At 62.3% G+C, this 22,284-nt stretch carries 18 protein-coding genes and 1 pseudogene; 10 read left to right on the plus strand and 9 right to left on the minus strand.

Annotated features, from left to right (window positions below):
• The first annotated feature begins 502 nt into the window (after window positions 1-502).
• Window positions 503-1,654 carry a macrolide transporter subunit MacA gene (gene macA, locus HU730_RS15560; RefSeq protein ID WP_034127384.1) on the plus strand — a complete coding sequence of 384 codons (1,152 nt, stop codon included), beginning with the start codon at window positions 503-505 and terminating at the stop codon, window positions 1,652-1,654.
• A 3-nt stretch (window positions 1,655-1,657) separates the two neighbouring features.
• Window positions 1,658-3,616, plus strand: coding sequence for a MacB family efflux pump subunit (locus HU730_RS15565; RefSeq protein ID WP_034127385.1), 1,959 nt, complete (start codon window positions 1,658-1,660; stop codon window positions 3,614-3,616).
• A gap of 119 nt (window positions 3,617-3,735) precedes the next feature.
• On the opposite strand, the pseudogene HU730_RS15570 reads toward HU730_RS15565, so the two are convergent.
• The 3 genes and pseudogenes from HU730_RS15570 to HU730_RS15580 all read right to left on the minus strand — a co-directional run.
• Window positions 3,736-3,900, minus strand: a pseudogene (locus HU730_RS15570) (LuxR C-terminal-related transcriptional regulator); the annotation flags it as partial.
• A 106-nt stretch (window positions 3,901-4,006) separates the two neighbouring features.
• Window positions 4,007-4,666 carry a helix-turn-helix transcriptional regulator gene (locus tag HU730_RS15575; RefSeq protein WP_169922153.1) on the minus strand — a complete coding sequence of 220 codons (660 nt, stop codon included), beginning with the start codon at window positions 4,664-4,666 and terminating at the stop codon, window positions 4,007-4,009.
• Between the two features lie 230 nt (window positions 4,667-4,896).
• Window positions 4,897-6,141: a methionine gamma-lyase gene (locus tag HU730_RS15580; RefSeq protein ID WP_103299654.1), complete on the minus strand. Its 1,245-nt coding sequence runs from the start codon at window positions 6,139-6,141 to the stop codon at window positions 4,897-4,899.
• A 123-nt stretch (window positions 6,142-6,264) separates the two neighbouring features.
• Here HU730_RS15580 and HU730_RS15585 point away from each other — a divergent pair, with 123 nt between their 5' ends.
• On the plus strand, window positions 6,265-6,735 hold the full coding sequence (locus HU730_RS15585; protein ID WP_014718112.1) for an Lrp/AsnC family transcriptional regulator: 471 nt from the start codon (window positions 6,265-6,267) through the stop codon (window positions 6,733-6,735).
• 109 nt (window positions 6,736-6,844) lie between these two features.
• Here the strand turns inward: HU730_RS15585 and HU730_RS26910 are convergent, their stop codons facing one another.
• Together HU730_RS26910 and HU730_RS15595 are read right to left on the minus strand one after the other, a co-directional pair.
• Window positions 6,845-7,231 (minus strand): hypothetical protein, encoded by a 387-nt coding sequence (locus HU730_RS26910; protein ID WP_078467263.1) that lies wholly within the window; start codon window positions 7,229-7,231, stop codon window positions 6,845-6,847.
• A gap of 145 nt (window positions 7,232-7,376) precedes the next feature.
• Window positions 7,377-8,099, minus strand: a complete 723-nt coding sequence (locus tag HU730_RS15595; protein ID WP_057974881.1) for a pirin family protein — start codon at window positions 8,097-8,099, stop codon at window positions 7,377-7,379.
• 182 nt (window positions 8,100-8,281) lie between these two features.
• Here HU730_RS15595 and HU730_RS15600 point away from each other — a divergent pair, with 182 nt between their 5' ends.
• Entirely contained in the window at window positions 8,282-9,232 is a 951-nt protein-coding gene (locus HU730_RS15600) for a GlxA family transcriptional regulator (protein ID WP_054898656.1), read from the plus strand.
• A 150-nt stretch (window positions 9,233-9,382) separates the two neighbouring features.
• Entirely contained in the window at window positions 9,383-10,837 is a 1,455-nt protein-coding gene (locus HU730_RS15605) for a winged helix-turn-helix domain-containing protein (RefSeq protein ID WP_089041875.1), read from the plus strand.
• Here HU730_RS15605 and HU730_RS15610 read toward each other — a convergent pair.
• Both HU730_RS15610 and HU730_RS15615 read right to left on the minus strand, forming a co-directional pair.
• Entirely contained in the window at window positions 10,784-13,546 is a 2,763-nt protein-coding gene (locus HU730_RS15610) for a winged helix-turn-helix domain-containing protein (protein WP_186527412.1), read from the minus strand. The genes HU730_RS15605 and HU730_RS15610 overlap by 54 nt on opposite strands.
• 58 nt (window positions 13,547-13,604) lie before the next feature.
• Window positions 13,605-14,003 (minus strand): AraC family transcriptional regulator, encoded by a 399-nt coding sequence (locus HU730_RS15615; protein WP_034127392.1) that lies wholly within the window; start codon window positions 14,001-14,003, stop codon window positions 13,605-13,607.
• Window positions 14,004-14,208: 205 nt separating this feature from the next.
• Between HU730_RS15615 and HU730_RS15620 the strand changes: the two genes are divergently transcribed.
• The 5 genes from HU730_RS15620 (at window position 14,209) to HU730_RS15640 (ending at window position 19,493) form a co-directional block, all read left to right on the plus strand.
• On the plus strand, window positions 14,209-15,117 hold the full coding sequence (locus HU730_RS15620) for a LysR family transcriptional regulator (protein ID WP_003191909.1): 909 nt from the start codon (window positions 14,209-14,211) through the stop codon (window positions 15,115-15,117).
• 204 nt (window positions 15,118-15,321) lie between these two features.
• Window positions 15,322-15,912, plus strand: a complete 591-nt coding sequence (locus HU730_RS15625) for an antibiotic biosynthesis monooxygenase (protein WP_186527411.1) — start codon at window positions 15,322-15,324, stop codon at window positions 15,910-15,912.
• On the plus strand, window positions 15,909-17,747 hold the full coding sequence (locus tag HU730_RS15630; protein ID WP_186527410.1) for an amidohydrolase: 1,839 nt from the start codon (window positions 15,909-15,911) through the stop codon (window positions 17,745-17,747). The genes HU730_RS15625 and HU730_RS15630 overlap by 4 nt, the downstream gene beginning before the upstream one ends.
• Window positions 17,748-17,776: 29 nt before the next feature.
• The gene (gene ycaC, locus HU730_RS15635; RefSeq protein ID WP_003191905.1) at window positions 17,777-18,394 is read left to right on the plus strand and encodes an isochorismate family cysteine hydrolase YcaC; all 618 of its coding nucleotides are present in this window, start codon (window positions 17,777-17,779) and stop codon (window positions 18,392-18,394) included.
• A gap of 217 nt (window positions 18,395-18,611) precedes the next feature.
• Entirely contained in the window at window positions 18,612-19,493 is an 882-nt protein-coding gene (locus HU730_RS15640; RefSeq protein ID WP_032903519.1) for a LysR family transcriptional regulator, read from the plus strand.
• Here HU730_RS15640 and HU730_RS15645 read toward each other — a convergent pair.
• Window positions 19,480-20,517, minus strand: a complete 1,038-nt coding sequence (locus tag HU730_RS15645; protein ID WP_034127395.1) for an AraC family transcriptional regulator — start codon at window positions 20,515-20,517, stop codon at window positions 19,480-19,482. The two genes, HU730_RS15640 and HU730_RS15645, sit on opposite strands and share 14 nt — an antisense overlap.
• A 1-nt stretch (window position 20,518) precedes the next feature.
• Window positions 20,519-21,433 (minus strand): GGDEF domain-containing protein, encoded by a 915-nt coding sequence (locus HU730_RS15650; protein WP_034127396.1) that lies wholly within the window; start codon window positions 21,431-21,433, stop codon window positions 20,519-20,521.
• Window positions 21,434-22,284: the final 851 nt, after the last annotated feature.

Consider the following 22,284-nt stretch of genomic DNA (forward strand, 5'->3'; position numbering starts at 1 on the left):
TGGGGGGGCAATCTTGCCCCCGGAAACCACGATGCGAAGCGAGCGGCTTTTGATCTTGATCTGCTTTTGATCTTAGGCGCCCCGTTAAACCACGCTGGCCGGAATTCGACAGGGATTTGGGGGGTAAACCGGCAGGGATGCCGGTTTAGCCGCCCCACGCCATGGATGGCGCGTGGCGGCGGCCCCCCAAATCACTGGCGGATTACGGGCACACCGAGCCTGGGCGAGGTGCCGAGTAGTGGGGCAAGAGCGTTTTGCTTACTTTTGCGCTTTTCAAAAGTGAGCCGCTGTAAGAGCGGAACCCTAGGTGGCCGTTACCGCAGGAATGGATATGTACGCATTCCAACCCAACTAAATGGTCGACCAGAAGGCAGCCATCGCAGGCAAGCCAGCTCCCACATTTGGACCGGGGAGCGTCAGGTAGACAGGGGTCGGCTGTCAGGTCTTTACCCAGGCCAGCGTCAGCGCGCAACCATATTTGTACTCAATCAAGAAGCCAACCATGCAAACGTCTAAATTCCGCAAAATCGGCATTCTGGCTTCAGTGGCCGTCGCAATCGGCCTGGCCATCTACACCGTAAACGCCCCCGCCGACGCCCCCCAATACCTCACCGCGACCGCCGAACGCGGCGATATCGAAAACGCGGTATTGGCCACCGGCCTGCTCGAAGGCGTCAAACAAGTCGACGTCGGTGCCCAGGTCTCTGGCCAGCTCAAGTCGCTGAAAGTCAAAGTTGGCGACAAGGTAAAGAAGGGCCAATGGCTGGCCGAAATCGACCCCTTGATCCTGCAGAACACCCTGCGCAAAGCCCAGGTCGATGAAGAAAACCTCCAGGCCCAACGCCGGGCGACAGCAGCGCAGCTCAAGCAGGCCAAGTCTGTATATGAACGCTACAAAGGCTTGCAGGCCGACGAGTCGGTGTCACGCCAGGATTTCGAAGACGCCGAATCGACCTACCAGGTGCAGCAGGCCAACCTGCTGTCCCTGGACGCACAGATCAAAAGCGCGCACATCGAGATCGACACCGCCAAGGTCAACCTGGCCTATACCCGCATCAACGCGCCCATCGACGGCGACGTGGTGGGTATTGTCACCCAGGAAGGCCAGACCGTGATCGCCAGCCAGTTGGCGCCCGTGCTGCTCAAGCTGGCAGACCTGGACACCATGACCGTCAAGGCCCAAGTGTCGGAAGCGGATGTGATTCATATCAGCCCCGGCCAGCAGGTGTACTTCACCATTCTCGGCGAGGCGGACAAGCGCTATTACGCCAAGCTGCGCGGCACCGAGCCGGCGCCGCAGAACTTCCTGGAAACCCAGACCGCCGGCACGCCGAAGCAAAACACCGCGGTGTTTTACAACGCGTTGTTCGACGTGCCCAACCCAGAGCACCGCCTGCGCATCGCCATGACCGCCCAGGTGCGCATCGTGCTCGACACCGCCCAGGCCGCGCTGATAGTGCCCGTGGCGGCGCTGGGCGTGCGCAATGCCGATGGCCGCTACGAAGTGCGGGTGCTGGATGCCAAGGGCAAGGCGGTCGCCCGCACGGTGAAGACCGGTATCAATAACAACGTCAAGGTGCAGATCCTGGACGGCCTGGCCGAGGGCGACACCGTGGTGATCGGCGATGCTACACCTGCCGTGGCGGGGAGTTGAGTCATGACCCAGCCTCTGTTGGAACTCAAGGGCATCACCCGCAGCTTCATGGCCGGCGAGCGTGAATTCATCGCGCTCAAGGGCATCGACCTGACCATCCATGCCGGGGAAATGCTGGCGATCATCGGCGCCTCCGGTTCGGGTAAGTCGACCCTGATGAACATCCTCGGTGGCCTGGATTACGCCACCGCCGGCAGCTACAAGATCAATGGCATCGAAACCCGCTCCCTGGGCGATGAGCAACTGGCAGAGCTGCGGCGCGATTACTTCGGGTTTATCTTCCAGCGTTACCATTTGCTCGCGCACCTGAGCGCTTTGCACAACGTGGAGATGCCGGCGATCTACGCCGGCACCCCGCAAAGCCAGCGCCATAGCCGCGCCGGGGAATTGCTGGCACGCCTGGGCCTGTCGGGCCACACCAGCCATCGGCCCAGCCAGCTGTCCGGCGGGCAACAGCAGCGGGTGAGTATCGCGCGGGCCTTGATGAATGGCGGTGAAGTGATCCTGGCCGACGAACCCACCGGCGCCCTCGACACCCACAGCGGCAAGGAGGTGATGCGCATCCTCGCCGAACTGCACGCGGCGGGGCACACGGTGATTATCGTCACCCACGACCCCAAGGTCGCGGCGAACGCCCAGCGCATTGTCGAGGTGTGTGATGGCGAGATCATCAGCGACAAGGCCAACGACAGCGTCGGCCTGGAATTGCCCGTCGAGGCGCCGGTCGAGCCCCGACGCAGCGGGGCGCGGCGCCTGGTGGCGAGCCTGGGGCTGTTCAAGGAAGCGTTCAACATGGCGTGGGTGGCGCTGATTTCCCACCGCATGCGCACCTTGCTGACCATGCTCGGGATTGTCATCGGCATCACCTCGGTGGTGTCGATCTCGGCCATCGGCGAAGGCGCCAAGCGCTATGTGCTCAAGGACATCCAGGCGATTGGCAGCAACACTATCGATATCTTTTCCGGCACCAGCTTTGGCGACAGTCGAGCCTCGGCGATCCAGACGCTGATGCCCTCGGATGTGGACGCGCTGAACCAGCTGTATTACGTCGACAGCGCCACGCCGGTGGTGGGCCGCAACCTGATGCTGCGTTTTGGCAATATCGACGTGGATGCACAGGTCAATGGTGTCAGTGACCGCTACTTCAAGGTCAAGGGCCTCAAGCTTGAAGCCGGCATTGCCTTCAGCGAAAGCGACGCGCGGCGCCAGGCCCAGGTGGTGGTGATCGACCACAATACCCGCCAGCGCCTGTTCGGGCCCAACATCGACCCGCTGGGCCAGGTGATCCTGATAGGCAACCTGCCGTGCACGGTGATCGGCGTGACGGCGGACAATAAAAACATGTTCGCCGCCAGCAAGGCCCTGAACGTGTGGGTGCCATACGAAACCGCGGCGGGCCGTCTGCTGGGCCAGCGTCATCTGGACAGCATCACCGTGCGCATCAAGGACGGCCAGCCGAGCAAGGTGGTGGAAGACAACGTCAATAAACTCATGCTGCAACGCCATGGCACCAAGGATTTTTTCACCAACAACCTCGACAGCATCATGCAGACGGTGCAGAAAACCAGCCGCTCCCTCGCGCTGTTGCTGTCATTGATTGCGGTGATTTCTTTGCTGGTGGGCGGTATTGGTGTGATGAATATCATGCTGGTGTCGGTCACCGAGCGCACCCGTGAAATCGGGATTCGCATGGCGGTGGGGGCGCGGCAATCGGATATTCGCCAACAGTTTCTAGTGGAGGCGGTGATGGTGTGCCTGATCGGCGGGATCATCGGGATCTCCTTGTCCTACGCCATCGGCTACCTGTTTTCGCTGTTTGTGAAGGAGTGGGAGATGGTGTTTTCGGTGGGCTCGATCATTACCGCGTTTGCCTGTTCGACGTTGATCGGCATTGTGTTTGGTTTTGTACCGGCGCGGAATGCGGCGCGGTTGGACCCCATAGAGGCACTGGCCCGGGACTGACCTGAGGGAGCTGCTGATCGTTCCCACGCTCTGCGTGGGAACGCCGCCATGGACGCTCTGCGTCCACGGTGACGCAGAGCGTCACGGGATCCATTCCCACGCGGAGCGTGGGAACGATCTTAGTCTTCGGTCGAGTACATCCACCGCAACAACGAGTGCCGTCCGCTGATCCCCAACTTGATCGCCGCACGCTTGAGGTAGCTCTCGATGGTGTTGACCTTCAACGCCAGTTGCTCGGCCAACTCCGGCGCGGTGCGCCCGGCCAGCAGGCCTACGCACACTTGTTGATCGTTCCCACGCTCTGCGTGGGAACGCCGCCATGGACGCTCTGCGTCCACAGTGACGCAGAGCGTCACGGGATCCATTCCCACGCGGAGCGTGGGAACGATCTTAGTCTTCGGTCGAGTACATCCACCGCAACAACGAGTGCCGCCCGCTGATCCCCAACTTGATCGCCGCACGCTTGAGGTAGCTCTCGATGGTGTTGACCTTCAACGCCAATTGCTCGGCCAACTCCGGCGCGGTGCGCCCGGCCAGCAGGCCTACGCACACTTCCAGTTCACGGTTGGACAAGGTCAGCCCCGATTGCAGCAGGCGCTCCTGGATGCGTCGGCGCAAGGTGTCGATGCCCTGGGGTTGAGGCACTGCGCACGGGCTGTCCGGGAGCGAGGGCTGCAGGGCGGTGATGTGTTTTTCCACCATGGGCAGCAACAGCGTGGAGAAGTCCTGGAGCATGCTGCGCTCTTGCGCGGAAAAGCTGTCGGACGGGTGCGAGCGATACACCGACAGCACATAGCGCACATCGTCCTTGCGACGCGTGAGGTGCAGTTGTGCGGCGAGTTGCTCGCTGCCCAGGGCCGCCGCCGAATCGGTGTACACCGGGCTGATCTTGCGGCGGCCAAGGCCTTCGCGGCTGACTTGCAATTGGGTGATATGGGTGGCGTCCACTGCCAATTGGGTGAGGATCAGGTCATGCAGCATGCGTGGGAAATGGCGGCTGCCGGTGCTGGCGATGACCTTGCCTATCTGTGGGAACAGGTGTGAGTTCATCAATTCGTCCATGAGTTTCGTGCAGGTATCGGGCCTTATAGCGACGGGGGTTAAGAAGGTAACTAATGTGAATAACCTGCAGTGATAGTGCGTCCCGCCGCTGACATGCTAGTACAGCCTGGCTAAAGGAGGGGGATCCAATCTGCGAAAAAAAAACATTAAACAGGCAGAGCGGCAGTCGGATCCTTCCGACCGCCGCCCAGGCACCGCATGACCCATGGGGTTGGACGCTATTTCATTGCATACGCCGCTGTCGCAATGGGCCGCAGGTTGGCAGCGCTGCACTTGGCCAGGGCCTGATGGATATCGGCCAGCAGGTCGGCAACGTCTTCAAGCCCCACCGACAAACGCACCAGACCCTCGCTGATACCGTGCTGCGCCCGTTGTTCGGGGGTGTAGGTGGAGTGGGTCATGCTTGCCGGGTGTTGGGCCAGTGATTCGGCATCTCCCAGGCTGACTGCGCGGGTGAACAGTTGCAGTGCGTTCATGAAGCGCTGGCCGGTTTCGAGGCCGCCCTTGAGTTCAAAGGCGATCATGCCGCCGGGCAGTTTCATTTGCCGGTTTGCCAGTTCGTATTGTGGGAAAGAACGCAGACCGGGGTAGGTTACCCACTGCACCGCAGGGTGCGCCTGCAGCGCCTCGGCCACCGCTTGGGCGTTGCTGCAATGGCGGTCCATGCGCAGGCCCAGGGTCTTGAGGCCGCGCATCAGCAATGCGGCGTCCTGGGGCGACATCACCGCGCCGGTCAGGTCCTTGAGCCCTTGCAGGCGAATGCGCTGCGCCAGGGCCTGGTTGCTCACCGCGATGCCTGCGGTGATGTCGCCGTGGCCACTGAGGTATTTGGTGGCCGAGTGCACCACCACATCGGCGCCCAGTTCCAGGGGACGTTGCAGATAGGGAGTGCAATAGGTGTTATCGACCACCACGGTGACATTCGGCTGCTGATGGGCCAGTTCGGCCACGGCGGCGATGTCGATCAGGCGCAGGTTGGGGTTGGCCGGGGTCTCGCAGTAGAGCATGCGGGTGGCCGGGGAGAACGCTGCTTGCAGGGCGGTGAGGTCGGTCAGGTCGACATGCCGCACCTTGATGCCGAATTCGCTCAGGCCGTGGTGCAGCAGGGCGAACGTACAACCATAGAGCGTCTGGCTGACGATGATCTCGTCGCCCGGGCGCAACAGAGTCCAGAACGTCGCGGCAATCGCGCCCATGCCGGAGCTGAACGCCACGGCGGCCTCGCCGTTTTCCAGGCTGGCCATGCGTGACTCCAGCAGGGCCAGGGTCGGGTTGGAAATGCGCGTGTAGAAGTGGCCGCTGGCTTCGCCGGCAAAGCAGGCGGCGCCGTATTCGACGGTGGGAAAGGCGAAGGTCGCAGACAGATAGATCGGCGGGACGAGTGCGCCGTGGTGGTCCTGGGCGTCATAGCCGTGGTGTATGGCACGGGTGGAAAAGCCGAATGTGGTGTGTTTATTGTGCATGTCGGGCGCTCCTTATTTCCTACAATGCTATGCTCATAACCACGCATGAACCTTGCAAAAAAGCCCGGAAAAACCTGCGTTTGTGGATCAAACACCGATAAAAATAATGATTAGAGGCACGTTATGCCCATCAAGCTGGACCGCACCGATAAAGCCCTTTTGAACGCGTTGCAGGGCAATGCCCGCCTGACCGTGGCCGAGTTGGCCGAACGGGTGGCGCTCACCACTTCACCGTGCTGGCGTCGGGTGCGCACCCTGGAAGAAAGTGGGGTGATCAGTGGCTACCAGGCGATTCTCTCGCCCAAGGCACTGGGCTACGGGGTGACCGCGTTCGTCAGCATCATGATGGAAAGCCACACCCAGGAAATTGCCCGGGCGTTCGAGCAACGTCTGTTGGCCATCCCAGAAATTGTGGCGTGCCATAACGTCTCTGGGCGCTATGATTTTTTGCTGGAAGTGGTGGCCAAGGACCTGGAATCGTTCGGTGAATTTGCCCGAGAGGTCTTGCAGACCTTGCCTTGCGTCAAGGAGATCTATTCGAGTTTTTCCTACAAGTCGGTAAGGCCGCTGCGGGTAATTCCGCTGCCGGGTTGAGGCACGGCTTAGCGCTTCAGTCGACATCGTGTGGATGCCCAGGCAAATCGAAGACGAAAAAAAACCGGCTGATCAGGCCGGTTTGGGGTGTCCCGCCAACAGTGCGGGGTTATACGTGGGTGCTCAGCAGACGCTCGGCACCGCCTTCAGCCAGGCCACGTTCCTGCAGACGATCAGCACCGCCTTCAGCCAGGCCACGTTCCTGCAGACGATCGGCACCACCTTCAGCCAGGCCACGTTCCTGCAGACGATCAGCACCGCCTTCAGCCAGACCACGTTCCTGCAAGCGATCAGCACCGCCTTCAGCCAGGCCACGTTCCTGCAAGCGATCAGCACCGCCTTCAGCCAAACCACGTTCTTGCAGACGATCCGCGCCACCTTCGGCAACACGGGTTTCTATCAGGCGATCCGCGCCGCCCTCAGCGACAACCGGGTGGGCAAAAGCGTTTGCAGCGAGTACCGAGAAAGCGAGGCTAAGCAAGAGTTGGCGTTTCATGATGATGTGCTCCGAGTGTTTTAGTTGGGTGCCGTTTGGCATGGGTTTGATGTTACGCGTTGCATTTTTTTAGAGAACTTCATTGCGCTGATGGTGACTATCGATGCCAACGATGGTCCCGCTGGCGGGACCATCACTGCGGCCGTCATGGCATTTGCGGCAGTTCGTTGGGGCGCAGGTCAAACACCAGTACTTCAGCGTCTTCGCCGTGGCTCAGGCGGATCTGGCGTTCGTCCCGTACGCGTACACCGTCGCCTTCCTGCAAGCGCTGGCCGTTGAGTTCAACGCTGCCGCGCGCCACATGGATGTAGGCGTAGCGATCCGGTGCCAGCTCCAGGCGGGCACTTTCGTCAGCGTCGAACAGCCCGGCATATACCCGTGCGTCCTGGCGCACTTTCAGCGAACCGTTGGTGCCCTCCGGTGAGATGATCAACTGCAAACGCCCGCGTTTTTGCGCTTCTGTGAAGTGCTCCTGCTGATAGCGCGGCTTGGCGCCTGCTTCGTTGGGCACGATCCAGATTTGCAGGAAGTGCACGCCATGACGCTGGCTGTGGTTGAACTCACTGTGGGCTACGCCGCTGCCCGCGCTCATCAGTTGCACATCGCCGGGGCGGATCACCGAGCCGGTGCCCAGGGTGTCCTTGTGTTCCAGCGCGCCTTCGAGCACGTAGGAGAAGATCTCCATGTCACGGTGCGGGTGCTGGCCGAAGCCTTTGCCTGCGGCGACGCGGTCGTCGTTGATCACCAGCAGGTCGGAAAAACCCTGTTCCTTGGGGTTCCAGTAGTTGGCGAAAGAGAAGGTGTGGAACGACTTCAACCAACCGTGATTGGCGGCGCCGCGTTCGGAAGCTTTGCGAAGGGTCAGCATGGGTCCAGTCCTCAAGTGAGCGCGGGCTGCGAGATGCAGAGCGCTTGCGTTGAGAAGAAGGTTAATGGTTAACGAATGATTGATTAAGAAGATGAAAATAGAATAACTGTCTCTTTCAGGTTGACAGTCAAAGTCGTGCCATAATGCCCGTCGCACTCCTTCTCGATGGACATTTCCCGCTTATGAAAACCGTGGCCATGGCGCTGTTCCCGGACTTCCTGCTGCTCGATATGGCCGGGCCGCTGGAAGTGTTTTCGATTGCCAACCGCTACCTGCCGGCGGCCGACCACTACCAGATCCTGACCATCGGCACTGAGCCCGGTCCGTTGCAGGCCTCCAATGGCGTGAGCGTGCAGACCGACCTGCTGTTGGAACAGGCCCAGGCGGCTTATGACCTGCTGTTGGTGCCGGGCGGCCCCGGCGCCTATAACGAATGCCACCCCGCGTTGTTGCCCTGGCTCAAAGCTGCGGCGCCACGGGCTCGGCGTTTTGGCTCGATCTGCACCGGCGCTTTTGTGCTCGGCCACGCAGGTTTGCTCGACGGGCACCGCGTGACCACCCATTGGCACTACACCGAGCGGTTGATCAAGGCGTTTCCCGGCGCCATCGTCGAGACCGATCGCATCTATTTGCAGGACGGGCGCCTGATTACCTCTGGCGGCGTCACTGCGGGTATCGACCTGGCCCTGTCGGTCGTGGCCCAAGACCATGGCAAGCAAGTGGCGGTGGATGTGGCCAAAGTGCTGCTGGTGGTGATGAAGCGCCAGGGCGGCCAGGCCCAGTTCAGCCCGATGACTGCCGCCGTGGCGCCTCAGGAAACTCCGATCACCCGCGTGCAGAACCACGTCCTGGCGCATCTGGATCAACCCTTTACCATCGAGTCCATGGCTGAGTTGGCCGGAATGAGCGCGCGCCACTTCGCGCGGCTGTTCGCCAAGGACGTGCAGATGACGCCCATGGCGTTCCTGCAGGGCGCGCGCATCGACCGGGCCCGGCACCTGCTGGAAACCACCGACCTGCCGCTCAAGACCGTGGCCTTCCACGCAGGCTTTGGCAGCGTGCGGCATATGCGTTTTCTGTTCAGCGAAAAGCTCGGGCTGAACCCTACCCAATACCGACAACAGTTCAGTTAACGACACCATGTCCGTCTCAGGCACCCGATTGTCCGTATCGCTCCCCGTGCCAGCATTGTCCTGTCATCGCCAACTGGCAAGATAGCGTCGAGCCCATGGAAAAAGGATGCGCAGGCACTCAAGCACGGGTGTTTCAGCGCTTTGACGGACATGCAAAATGGTACGGCGGTGAGCTTTGGCCCCTACACCTTTCATCGGCAGCAGCGGTTGGTCAGCAAGGCGGGCTGGCCGGTGCCACTGGGCGGGCGAGCCTTGGATATTCTCGCAGTACTGCTCGAAGCGCCCGGGCACTTCGTCAGCAAGGCGACCTTGATCGAACGGGTGTGGCCCAACAGCGTCGTTGAAGACAGCAACCTGCGTGTGCATATCGCCGCGCTGCGTCGTGCCCTTGACGGCCAACGCTGGATCCTCAATCACCCCCAGCGCGGTTACTGCTTCGCTGCGCCTGCGCAGGACGCGCTGCCGACGCTGCTGCCTCAGCACAACCTGGCTGCACGGCTCAGCCCGGTGTGGGGGCGAGATGAACTGGTGGGCGTGCTGGCGCGACGGTTGCCTGTGCAGCGGTTATTGACCCTCACAGGCGTGGCCGGTATTGGCAAGAGCACGCTGGCCCTGGCCCTGGCCGAGCGGGTATTGCCGCGTTATCGCGACGGCGTATGGTGGGTCGACATGGCCGTTGTGCAAACCCCGAGCGAACTGCTCGGTAGCCTGGCCAGGGTGTTGCAGTTGCATTCGACGCCCGCGAGCCTCAACGAACTGGGCCGGCGCCTGGCCTCGCGCCACGTGTTGCTGGTACTCGACGGCGCTGACCTGCTGCTGGGCGCGTGTCGACAACTGATGCGTGCGCTACGCGAGGCGACGCCGGGAATCAGCGTGCTGATCACCAGTCGCGAAGCCTTGCTGGCCCCTGGCGAGTGGATAGTACGTGTGCCTCGGCTGGCAGTGCCGTCGCCAAAGGCGTTGGCCAATGTCGAGCAGGCGATGGTCTGTCCTGCGGTGCAACTGTTCGTGGCGCGCGCGCGTGCCAATCAGCAGGGGTTTGATTTGCGGCCTCAGGACCTGGCGCCGCTGGGCGACCTGTGTCGGCGTCTGGACGGCCTGCCGTTGGCCCTGGAATTGGCGGCCGCCCAGGTGGATGCGTTGGGCATCGGCGGTGTGCAGATGCAAGTACGCACAGGCTTGCAAGTGCTGGCCCGTGGGCGCCGCACGGCAGTGGAGCGCCATCGCTCACTGACAGCGGCCCTGGATTGGAGCTACGAGCGCTTGAGCCTGCCGGAGTGCTGGCTGTTTCTGCAATTGAGTCTGTTCAAGATGGCAGTCACCTTACCCACCCTGAGTGACCTGGTGACCGGTACCGAGCTCGAACATGCCGACCTGTCTTACCTGCTGGCGCGCCTGGTCAACGTCTCGCTGCTGAGCGTCGAGCCCGGCCTGGGCCCGGCGCGCTATCGGCTGCTCAACTGTGTGCGCAGCTACGCCCTGGGGCAACTGCGCGACCCGCGTCAGGTCGCGCGTTTGCAGCAGGGCTACGCGCCTTGCCTGGGGGCGTTCTCAGGCCGGCCGTTTGTCCTGCAACTCGTCGAGCAGGCAGCGCACGCGCAGTAGATCCTGAGTGGCGAAGCCTTCGCTGAAACGTGCGTGGATTGAACTGAGCAAGTCCCTGGCGAGCTGAATGCGCCCCTGCTGTTGCCACAGTTGCGCCAGGGCTGCGCCGCAGCGCAGCTCCCAGGCCAGGGCTCCTTGCTGGTGCGCCAGGCCCAGCGCCTCCAGCAGCAGGGTTTCAGTGGTGTGCTCATCCTCTAGCTGCAAGGCGTACACCCGCAGAATCTCCGGGGCGCACCAGCCCGCCGCGCCACTGCGCGCGCGTTCCAGGGTTGGCACATCCACGGCATGGGTGCCAAAGGTGATCAAGGTGTCTTGGATCAGGCCCATGCCCTGCCAATCCGGTTGGCCAAGAATACCGGCGTAATGCCCGGCCCAGGTCTGGAACAACTGCACAGAATGCTTGTGCGACTGCTCCAGCAGCAGCCTTTGCAGGGCTTGGGCGTCGTCTTCGGCGCCGTTGTAGCGGGCGATCACCACCCCAGCCAGGGCCAGGGTGTAGCAGATCGAGGTGCCGTGGTTGATCTGTAGCGCCAACTCCAGCGCCTGACTGGCGGTGCGCCAGGCGCGCTCGGGAAAGCCCTGCAACCACAGGATTCGCGCCAGCACGGTCAAGGAGGCGACGCCCTGGTCGTACTGCACGCCAACGCCGAGGGCAAAGCGGTTGACGTGACCGCTTTGGGACATGCGCTGCAGCACCTGCTCGGCGTGGTGCCGGGCGAGCGGCTGGTTGCCGGTGTAATGCTGGCCCAGCGCACGCAGCCGCTGCGCGCTAAGGCCCAGCAACGGCTCGGTGCGTGGGTCGAGGCGTTCGAACTGCACACTCAGCGCCTGCGCTGGGCCGTAGCGCCCGGCGCACAGGTTCACCGCCATGAGCCCGGAGACCGCCCGCAACTGGCCGCCAAGGTCCTGGGTTGTCTCGGCCAGGCGTGCGGCACCCTCGAATGCCGCAATGGTCCGAGGTGCGGCGCCCATGGCGTGGTAGGAGAGGCTGCCCAGGGCCAATTGCAGCTGCAGGGTCAATTGCGTGCAGGGCGCGGTAACCTGGCCAATCAGCGCCAGCGCCTGGTCCACATAGCCGCCGTGCTCACGCAGCAACGACAACTCTTGCCACAGTGGCATCGCGCTGACCGTCAGGCGGATAGCCAGCAGCTGCGCACCGTCGTCAGCAAAGCCCCAGTCGAGGGCGGCACGCACGTCTTCGCGCAGCGGTGCGTAACGGTCGATCCACGGCTGTGTGGCGATCAGGTCCCAGTCGCCCTGGGCCTGTTCCATCAGCGCCAGGCAGCGTGCAGCGTGGCGCTCTCGTGTGGCATGCAGTTCGCAGGCCTGGCTGAGCTTTTCCAGGGCGTAGGTGCGGGTGATGTCCAGCAGGCGATAGACCATCTCGTCATCGCTTGCTTCCACGTTCAACAACGACTTGGCCACCAGTTGCGTAATGGAGCCCAGCACTTCGGCGGGGGCCACTTGCTCCCCGGCGATCACCGCCGCTGCGCTGACCAGGCTGAAGCCGCCACGGAAGACCGCCAGGCGGCGCAGGCAGATTTGTTCGCACGCGGTGAGCAGGTCAAAGCTCCAGTCGAGCGTGGCGCGCAGGGTCTGCTGGCGGGGCAGGGCACTGCGTCGGCCGCGGGTCAGCAGCCGAAAGTTGTCTTCCATCTGCACCAGCAGGCCCGGCAAACCAAACCGTTCGATTTGCGCGGCCACCAGTTCGATCGCCAGGGGAATGCCGTCCAGGCGCTGGCAGATATCAATCGCCAGGGGCAGTTCAGCGTCGCTGAGGGCAAAGCTCTCCTGGTGGGACATGGCGCGCTCGATCAGCAATTGCATGGCCGGGTAACCCAGGGCCTGGGCGCGGTTGCCGGTGGCGGGCGGGCAGGCCAGCGGTTCAAGGCGCTGCACATATTCACCTTCGGCGCGCAGGGCTTCGCGGCTGGTGGTGAGGATGTGCAGGTGCGGTGCATGGCGCAACAGGGTTTCACTGATCAGGGCGATGTCGTCGAGCAGGTGCTCGCAGTTGTCGATCACCAGCAGCATCTGGCGTGCCTGCAGGCTGCGGGCGAGGCTGGCCAGGGAGGCATTCTCGCCCGGTGTCAGGCCGAGCAGGGCGGCCAGGTTGGGCAGGATCATGGACGCGGCACTGAGCGGCGCCAGGTCCAGCAGGTGAATACCGTCGCGGTAATGCCCGATCAGCAATTCCGCGACGCGCAGGGCGACGGTGGTCTTGCCGATGCCACCGGCGCCGGTCAGGGTGATAAAGCGCTGCTGCGGCAGTTGTTGTACCAGGGCGTCGATCAGCGCTTGGCGGCCGATCATGCGCGTGCGCCGCAGGGGCAGGTTATGGCTGGGGCGTTGGGGCGCACCGTCGGTGGGCAGCGTCATGGGTTCGATGCTCAGTGGCGCAACAAAACTGTAGCCGCGCTGGGCGACCGTGACGATATAGCGCTGCCCGGCCTGGCCGTCGCCCAGTGCCTTGCGCAACGCAGCCATGTGCACCCGCAGGTTGCCGTCTTCCACCACGCTTTTGGGCCAGACCCTTGCGATCAACTCCTGTTTGCTCACCACATTGCCGGCGTGCTCCAGCAGGATCAGCAGAATGTCCACCGCCCGCCGCCCCAGGCGCAGCGGGCGGCCGGCCTCCAGCACCAGGCGCTGGCGCGGGTGGATGCGGTAGGGGCCGAAATGCACGGCCTGGTCGCTCAAGTCATTCATGGCTGCCCAGGTTCTGGAGGAAGGGAGCGACCAGCATATTCCAGGTACGTGCAGACCACTAGGCAGCGATCACATCAGGTTTGCTGCGCGAGTGGTGATTTCGCCAGGTCATCGGGTTGACGCCTTCGCTGCGGGTGAACATATGGCAGAAGTGCGCCTGGTCGCAAAAGCCACATTCGAGGCTGATCTGTGTGAGGCTCAGGGACGAGCCGGTAATCAGTTCCTTGGCGCGCTGGATGCGTTGCTGGCGAATCCATTCCTGGGGCGACAGCCCGGTGGTGCACTTGAAGGCGCGGGAAAAATGGCTGCGCGACAAGGCGCAGGCCTGGGCCAGGTCGGCGATCGCCAGGCTTTCGCCGAGGTTGGCGAGGATCAGTTGCTTGGCGATGCGCTCGCGCCGGGGGCACAGGCCCCCGGTGGCGGGCAACCGGGGGGAATATTGCTCGAGTCGGGCCATGACAAATATCCGCAGTCGATGGGAACGTTCCCGGTGGATGGGTGCAGTGTAGACGCGCTTCATCTTGTTGCCGGAGCGCCTGGCTGACGAGTTAATCGTTGTTAATTTCGCCAGGTGCGGTGCCGGAAAAGACAGCACAGCTATGCAATCCCAGGCGTGCAGTGCATGCTTCCCTGGCCCCCTGGAAAACGTTTGGATAGTGCCCATGAACCGCAACGATCTGCGCCGCGTCGATATGAACCTGCTGGTGATTTTCGAAGCCCTGATGTTCGAGAAAAACCTGACCCGAGTCGCCGAAAAACTGTTTATCGGCCAACCGGCAGTGAGCGCCGCGCTGGGCCGTTTGCGCGATTTGTTCGACGACCCGTTGCTGCTGCGTAACGGCCGTGCCATGGAACCCACGGCGCGCGCACTGGCGATACTCAAGGAGCTGCAACCTGCCATGGACACCATCTCGGGCGCCGTCAGCCGCGCCAAGGATTTCGACCCCTCCACCAGCTGCGCGGTGTTTCGTATCGGCCTGTCCGATGATGCGGAGTTCGGGCTGTTTCCGTCGTTACTCAGCCGCCTGCGCGAAGAAGCGCCAGGCATCATCGTGGTGGTGCGCCGCGCCAATTACCTGTTGATGCCTTCGCTGCTGGCCAGCGGTGAAATCTCCGTGGGGGTCAGCTACACCACCGATCTGCCGGCCAATGCCAAGCGCAAGAAACTGCGCGATATCCCCTGCAAGGTCCTGCGCGGCGATGACGGCGAGGCGCCGCTGACCCTGGATGATTACTGCGCCAGGCCCCATGCAATGGTGTCGTTCTCCGGTGACCTGAGCGGCAATATCGACCTGGACCTGGCCCGTATCGGCCGCTCGCGCCGCGTGGTACTGGCGGTGCCGCAGTTCAGCGGGTTACGGGCGTTGCTGGCGGGGACGCAGATTATCGCGACCGTGCCGGATTACGCCGCGTGCGCGCTGACTGAAGGCACACGTCTGCGCGCCGAGGACCCGCCGTTTGCGATTGATGCGGCGGAGCTGTCGATGGTGTGGAGCGGGGTGCATGACAACGACCCGGCGGAGCGGTGGTTGAGGGGCAGGATTGCGGAGCATATGGCGCGGGCCACATAGATTTGCCGGCAATTGCAGGAGCGAGCTTGCTCGCGAAAAACTCCCAGGCGCCACGTTTATTCAGAAAGTAGGGCTTATCGTTGACGTTTTTTGCGCGCAAGCCCGCTCCTGCAACAAGCCAAACAGCACATACATCCAATTCTCCCCAGCCGCCAAGCCGCCAGACTCTCCCCATCGCTCAATACTCCGGGGAAGCACTCAGCCATGGATTCAACCACCAACACCAGCCCCGACGAAGTCGTCACCCTGGTCGTCAAGCACCGGGTCAAACCCGGTTTTGAAGTCGAGTACGAAGCCTGGTTGCGCCGCATCGTGCGCATCGCGGGCGAACGCCCTGGGCACCTTGGTGTTGACGTGGTGCGCAGCCAGCAAAACGGCATGGCGTTGTTCACTTGTGTGCTGCGCTATACCTCCACCAGCGCCCTTGAGCTATGGCTCGGCTCCCCGCAACGCCAGGCTCTGATCGACGAAGCCGCGCCGATGCTGGCGGACGGCGACCAGACGGAAATCGGCGCGGCCAATGAATTCTGGTTCACGCCCCAGGCCGAGGGTGGTGCCAAGCCGCCGCGCTGGAAGCAGGCGGTGGTCAGCCTGTTTGTGATCCTGCCGCAAACCCTGCTGCTGCCGTTTATCTGGGGGCCGATCCTGCGGTTGCACCCGTTTCTGTCCAATTACGTGGTCTCCACCTTCCTGGTCACGCTGACCATCGTGTTGCTGGTGGTGTACCTGCTGATGCCGGCGGCCACCCGCCTGTTCGCTCCCTGGCTTGAAGCCTCTGTAAAGGAAACCCTATGAACGCCGATCTGATTCTGTTCAATGGCCAGTTCCACACCGTGGACCGGGAAACCCCACGCGCCACCGCCGTGGCCATCCACCAAGGGCGCTTTGTCGCCGTGGGTACCGACGGCGAAGCCATGGCCCTGCGCGGCAGCGGCACCCAGGTCATCGACCTCAAGGGCCGCACCGTAATTCCCGGCCTCAACGACTCGCACTTGCACCTGATTCGTGGCGGGTTGAACTACAACCTTGAACTGCGCTGGGAAGGCGTGCCGTCCCTGGCCGATGCCTTGCGCATGCTCAAGGACCAGGCCGACCGCACGCCCACGCCGCAATGGGTACGCGTGGTGGGCGGTTGGAACGAATTCCAGTTCGCCGAAAAGTGCATGCCCACCCTGGAAGAACTCAACCAGGCCGCCCCGGACACCCCGGTGTTCGTGCTGCACTTGTACGACCGCGCCTTGCTCAACCGCGCAGCCCTGCGGGTGGCGGGCTACACCAAGGACACGCCGAACCCGCCGGGCGGTGAGATCGTGCGCGACAGCAACGGCAACCCCACCGGCATGCTGGTGGCGCGGCCTAACGCGATGATCCTGTATGCGACCTTGGCCAAGGGCCCGAAACTGCCTTTGGAATACCAGGTCAACTCCACCCGCCAGTTCATGCGGGAACTCAATCGCCTGGGCCTGACCAGCGCCATCGATGCCGGCGGCGGCTTCCAGAACTACCCCGATGACTACGCGGTGATCGAGCAACTGGCCAAGGATCAACAGTTGACGGTGCGCATCGCCTACAACCTGTTCACCCAGAAGCCCAAGGAAGAGCTCAGCGACTTCAAGAACTGGACCGGCAGCGTCACCCTGCATCAGGGCGATGACTACCTGCGCCATAACGGGGCCGGCGAGATGCTGGTGTTCTCGGCGGCGGACTTTGAAGACTTCCTCGAGCCCCGCCCGGACCTGCCGCTGACCATGGAACAGGAGCTGGAACCGGTGGTGCGCCACTTGGTGGAACAGCGCTGGCCGTTCCGTCTGCACGCCACTTACGACGAGTCCATCTCGCGCATGCTTGACGTGTTCGAGAAGGTCAACCGCGATATTCCGTTCAATGGCTTGCCGTGGTTCTTCGACCACGCCGAAACCATCACCCCGAAAAACATCGAACGTGTGCGTGCCCTCGGTGGCGGTATTGCGATTCAGGATCGCATGGCGTTCCAGGGCGAATACTTTGTCGAGCGCTACGGCGCCAAGGCCGCCGAAGCCACACCGCCGATCAAGCGCATGCTGGCCGAAGGCGTGCCGGTTGGGGCGGGCACCGATGCCACCCGCGTGTCGAGCTACAACCCCTGGACCTCGCTGTACTGGATGGTCAGCGGCCGTACCGTCGGTGGCCTGGAGCTGCACGCCGAGGGCTTGCCGCGCCTTACCGCATTGGAGCTGTTCACCCACGGCAGCGCCTGGTTCTCGTCCGAGCAGGGCAAGAAAGGCCAGATCAAGGTCGGTCAATTGGCGGATGTCGCCGCGTTGTCGGCGGACTTTTTCAGTGTCGAGGAAGAAGCTATCAAGTGGATCGAGTCGGTGCTGACCGTGGTCGGCGGCAAGGTCGTGTACGGCGCTGGCGACTTCGAAGATTTCGCACCGCCACGAGTACCGGTGCTGCCCGACTGGTCGCCGGTGGTCAAGGTGCCAGGGCACTGGCGCCCGACGTCGCCGATGCAGGCCCAGGTTCACCAGTGCAGCGGCCCTTGTGGCGTGCATGCCCACAGCCATGAAAAAGCGCGCCTTTCCAGCGTGCCGGTCAGCGACTTCCAGGGTTTCTGGGGGGCGTTCGGCTGCTCCTGCTTTGCTTTTTGAAAAACACCCCATCCCCAAAGGAGTTACCCATGACTTACAAGCGCTTGAACAAAGACGATGCTGTTGTGCTGTTGGTTGATCACCAGACCGGCCTGATCTCCCTGGTGCAGGATTTCTCCCCCAACGAGTTCAAGAACAACGTGCTGGCCCTGGCCGACGTGGCGAAGTTCTTCAACCTGCCGACCATCCTGACCACCAGCTTTGAAAGCGGCCCTAACGGGCCGCTGGTGCCTGAGCTCAAAGAACTGTTCCCCGACGCGCCGTACATTCCGCGCCCTGGCCAGATCAACGCATGGGACAACGAAGATTTCGTCAAGGCCGTCAAGGCGACCGGCCGCAAGCAGATCATCATTGCCGGTGTGGTGACCGACGTGTGCGTGGCATTCCCGACCCTGTGTGCCCTTGACGAAGGCTTCGAGGTTTTCGTGGTCACCGACGCTTCCGGCACCTTCAACGAAACCGTGCAACAAGCCGCCTGGGCGCGTATGACCGCCGCCGGTGCGCAACTGGTCAACTGGTTCTCCGTGGCCTGCGAGCTGCAAGTGGACTGGCGCAACGATATGGAAGGCCTGGCCAACCTGCTTTCGCCGCGCATTCCCAACTACCGCAACCTGATGAACAGCTACTCGGCGTTCGCTGCCAAGTAACCTGTTTTGTAGGAGCGAGCTTGCTCGCGAAAAACGTCAACGATAACCGCGTGCTTCCTGAATAAACGCGGCGTCTACGGGGTTTTCGCGAGCAAGCTCGCTCCTACAGAGGGCATTAGGGCAAGTTCTCTCCAACATTTGATGGTGTTCACATTTTGGTTTGTGGTGTGACCACTGACAGGCTATAAAACAGCCCATCGTCCCCTGAGAAGCGACAATGAACCCCTTCGAAGACATGCGCCTGTTCTGCCAGGTCATGGAATCCGGCAGTTTCACTGCCGCCGCCGAGCAATTGGGCTTGTCCAAGCAATTCGTCAGCCGCCGCCTGATCCAACTGGAAGACCGCCTGGGCGTACGCCTGCTCAACCGCTCCACACGGCGCCTGGACGTCACGCCGCTGGGCCAGAGTTACTATGAGTCGGCCTTGCGCCTGCTCGGTGAGGTGGAGCAAGTGGAGCAGGGCATCGCCGGCCAGAACAGCGAACCCCGCGGCACCATTCGCCTCAGTGCACCCTTGTCGTTCGCCATGGCGCACCTGGGTTGCCTGTTGCCGTTGTTCCTGCGCCAGCATCCGCAGGTCTGCGTTGAAGTTGACCTGAGCGACCGTCCGGTGGACTTGATCGGCGAAGGCTACGACCTGGTGCTACGCATCGGCACCCTGGAAGATTCCACCCTGATCGCCCGACGGATCGCCGCTATCGAGCGGGTGTATTGCGCCAGCCCCGACTACCTGGCGCTGCGGGGTACGCCTTTGAAACCCGAGGATTTAACCACGCACGACTGCCTGCCCTACGGCCACGGCCGCCAGGTGCAATGGCGCTTCAAAGGCAAGGTGCAAGCGTTGAGCGTCAGTGGGCGCATGCGCGTCAACAACGGTGACCTGCTGCGCGATACCGCGATAGCCGGTTTGGGCGTTACCTACCTACCGACGTTCATTGTCAGCGAGGCCTTGAAGGATGGGCGTCTGGTCAAGGTACTGGAGGACTTCGCTCCTGAGGCCTTGACCCTGTCGGCGGTGTACCCGCAGCACCGCCAGAGTTCACGCCCGGTGCAAGCGCTGGTGGAGTTCCTGCGCGAACGCCTGGCTAGCGGCTGCTGAACAGTTGACGGATCAGGTTGGGCGTGCTGCCCGTCCACCGCTTGAACGAGCGCCGAAAATTCGCCGCATCGTTGAAATTCAGGTACGCCGCTACTTGCTCGTTACTCCACCCCTTGGCCTGGTACAGGTGCAACGCCACATGCTTGCGCACCCGGTCGACCTGTTGCTGAAAACCGGTGTCGTGCCGTTGCAACTTGCGCTTTAGCGTGGCCGGGCTCATGGCGAAGGTGTGGGCGGCCTGTTCCAGGCTTGGTGGCTGGCGCACGTGTTCGCGCAGGTAGGCATCGAGGCAGTCAAGAAAACTTGTGGCAAAGCCCAGTTGCTCGATTTGTTCAAGGGCTTGCTGGCGCGCGACCTGGCCCGCCGTGGCCGAAGCACCCGGCCAGGTGTGGGTGAGGTATTCACGGGGGAGGCACATCATGTTCAGAGGGCGTTCGAAGCGCGTGTGTTCGCCCAGATGGACCCAGTATTGCTCGACATACCGAGGTTCGGCGTGGCTGAAGCTGCACACCCACGGCAAGCGCTGGCCGCTGAGCCATTGGCTCATGGCAACCAGTGAAGTCATGCTGGCTTCGAGCAGAAAGCGCCAGTGTTCGCCGGCGCCGCAACTGTCCAACCAATACAGGTAAGCGTGGTGCTCATCCAGCTCCAGTTGCAGCGTGGCCAGCGGGCTGAGCAGCACTTGTTGCTGGATCAGGATATCCAGGGCCTGATGAAGGTTCTGTGCATGCCCCAGCGCATGACTGGCGGCGCCGTAATAGCCGGGCAGCAGGCGTTGGCCAAACAGGAAACTGCTGTCATCGGCATCCAGCAGTTTGCGGCTGTTGCCGATCAAACCCAGGAACTGCTGCGGGCTCAACCGCGCATTGCCGGCCAGGATGTCTTCGTGGAACAGGCCGGTGCCGCGCAGTAGGCGATGGCTGTCGATGTCCCGGGACAAGCCCAGGTCGATCAACGTGGCGGGTTGATAGTGACCGGGGATGAAGCGGCTGTCGTTTTCATACCAGCTGGTTTTCACGGCCATTTCAGGCACTTTTCGCAAGGGGTTGCTTGGCCCGGGCCAGGCCCATATTCAGCCGTTTGAGCAGCTCGTGGGGTGACTCTTGCAAGGCCATCACCACCGCCGTGGTCGCCGTCAGTTGCAGGCGTTCGCCCTGTTGCCGGGTCTTGTGGGCGAGGCTCTGCACCGCGTGTTGCAACTCCAGCGCCAGGCCCTGGGCCTGGCGCTCGCCGGTGTTGGGCAGCAGCACCACAAAACGATCGCCCGCCAGGCGGCACAACAGGTCCTGGCGGCGCAGGTTGAGCAACAGCACATGGCTGACCGCCTGTAGCACCGCATCACCCTCGGCATGCCCGTAGGCCTGGTTGATGGTGGCGAAGTTGTCCAGGTCCAGGGCCAACAACGACAGTGGTTGTTGCTGCGCTTGGCTGTCGCGCAGGCTGTCGGCGAGTTGGCGCTTGAGGTAGTCGGCACCGGCCAGGGGCGTGAGTTTGTCGAACAGCCGATGCTCGCGAAACAACCGCTCGCGTTTTTCCATCTGTGCGCTGATCGCCAGTTGTTCGTGGTGCCAGTGATAAATGCCAATCGTCAGCAGGATCATGCCCAACGGCATTGGCCCTGACTCCAGCCAGTGATCCCAGGAGATGCTGTCAGGCAGGCGGATGAATTCGTCGAGGCTGTCGATCCACCAGGAAAAAAAGATGCACGACAGCCCCAGCGCCAGGTATTGGGTGACCCGTCCGGCGGGGCGGCTTTTCAATACCAGACCCAGCCAGATCAGCGCGAGCAGCGCCGAACCGCCTTCGCCGATGATATCCAGCCACACCCATTCGCTGACGCTCTTGAGCTCGCCGCAGGCCAGGTGCAGGATCAGTCCGAGGTTGGCGGCGATCAGGAGCAATGCGAGTTTCCAGCGGTGGGGTTTGAGCACGGAAAACATGGCCACGGGTCCTTGGGCAAATGAGTAATGGGCGCCAGCACAGCAGATGGATGTGACGGTTGGATGACGGGCGGGGAGGGTCGAATCAGCTCATGCCCTCGGCCTATTTTTTAGCTGGACATAGAGCCCATGTGGGAGCTGGCTTGCCTGCGAAGACGGCCTGACAGCCGGCCTCTATCTATCTGACGGTCAGCGTTCCAAATGTGGGAGCTGGCTTGCCTGCGAAGACGGCCTGCCAGCCAACACCTATCTACCTGACACCCTGCGATCAAACTGTGGGAGCGGGCTTGCTCGCGAAGGCGGCCTGACAGTCAACACTGTTGGACCGTGTACATATCCATTCCTGCGGTAGCGGCCACTTAAGGTTCCGCTTTTACAGCGGCTCACTTTTGAAAAGAGCCCAAAAGTAAGCAAAAGGCTCTTGCCCCACCACTCGGCACCTCGCTTAGGCTCGGTGTGCCCGTAATCCGCCAGTGATTTGGGGGGCCGCCGCCACGCGCCATCCATGGCGCGGGGCGGCTAAACCGGCATCCCTGCCGGTTTACCCCCCAAATCCCTGTCGAATTTCGGCCAGCGTGGTTTAACGGGGCGCCTAAGATCAAAAGCAGATCAAGATCAAGATCAAGAGCAAGAGCAAGATCAAGATCAAGAGCGGCTCGCTTCGCATCGTGGTTACCTGGGCGGCACATTCGACTTCTCTGTCGATTGAACTGCCGTCTTCGCAGGCAAGCCCGCTTGCTCCCGCATCTGGCCGAGGTCATTTCAGCTCATTTGTACCCTCCAGAAGCCTGTAAACCCCGCTTTGACAGGCTCTGCCCGCAACCTTGTCACAGAACCGTCACGCCTGCCCC

The organism is Pseudomonas sp. SWRI22 (genome assembly GCF_014268395.2).
GTDB classification, from domain to species: Bacteria; Pseudomonadota; Gammaproteobacteria; order Pseudomonadales; family Pseudomonadaceae; genus Aquipseudomonas; species Aquipseudomonas paracarnis.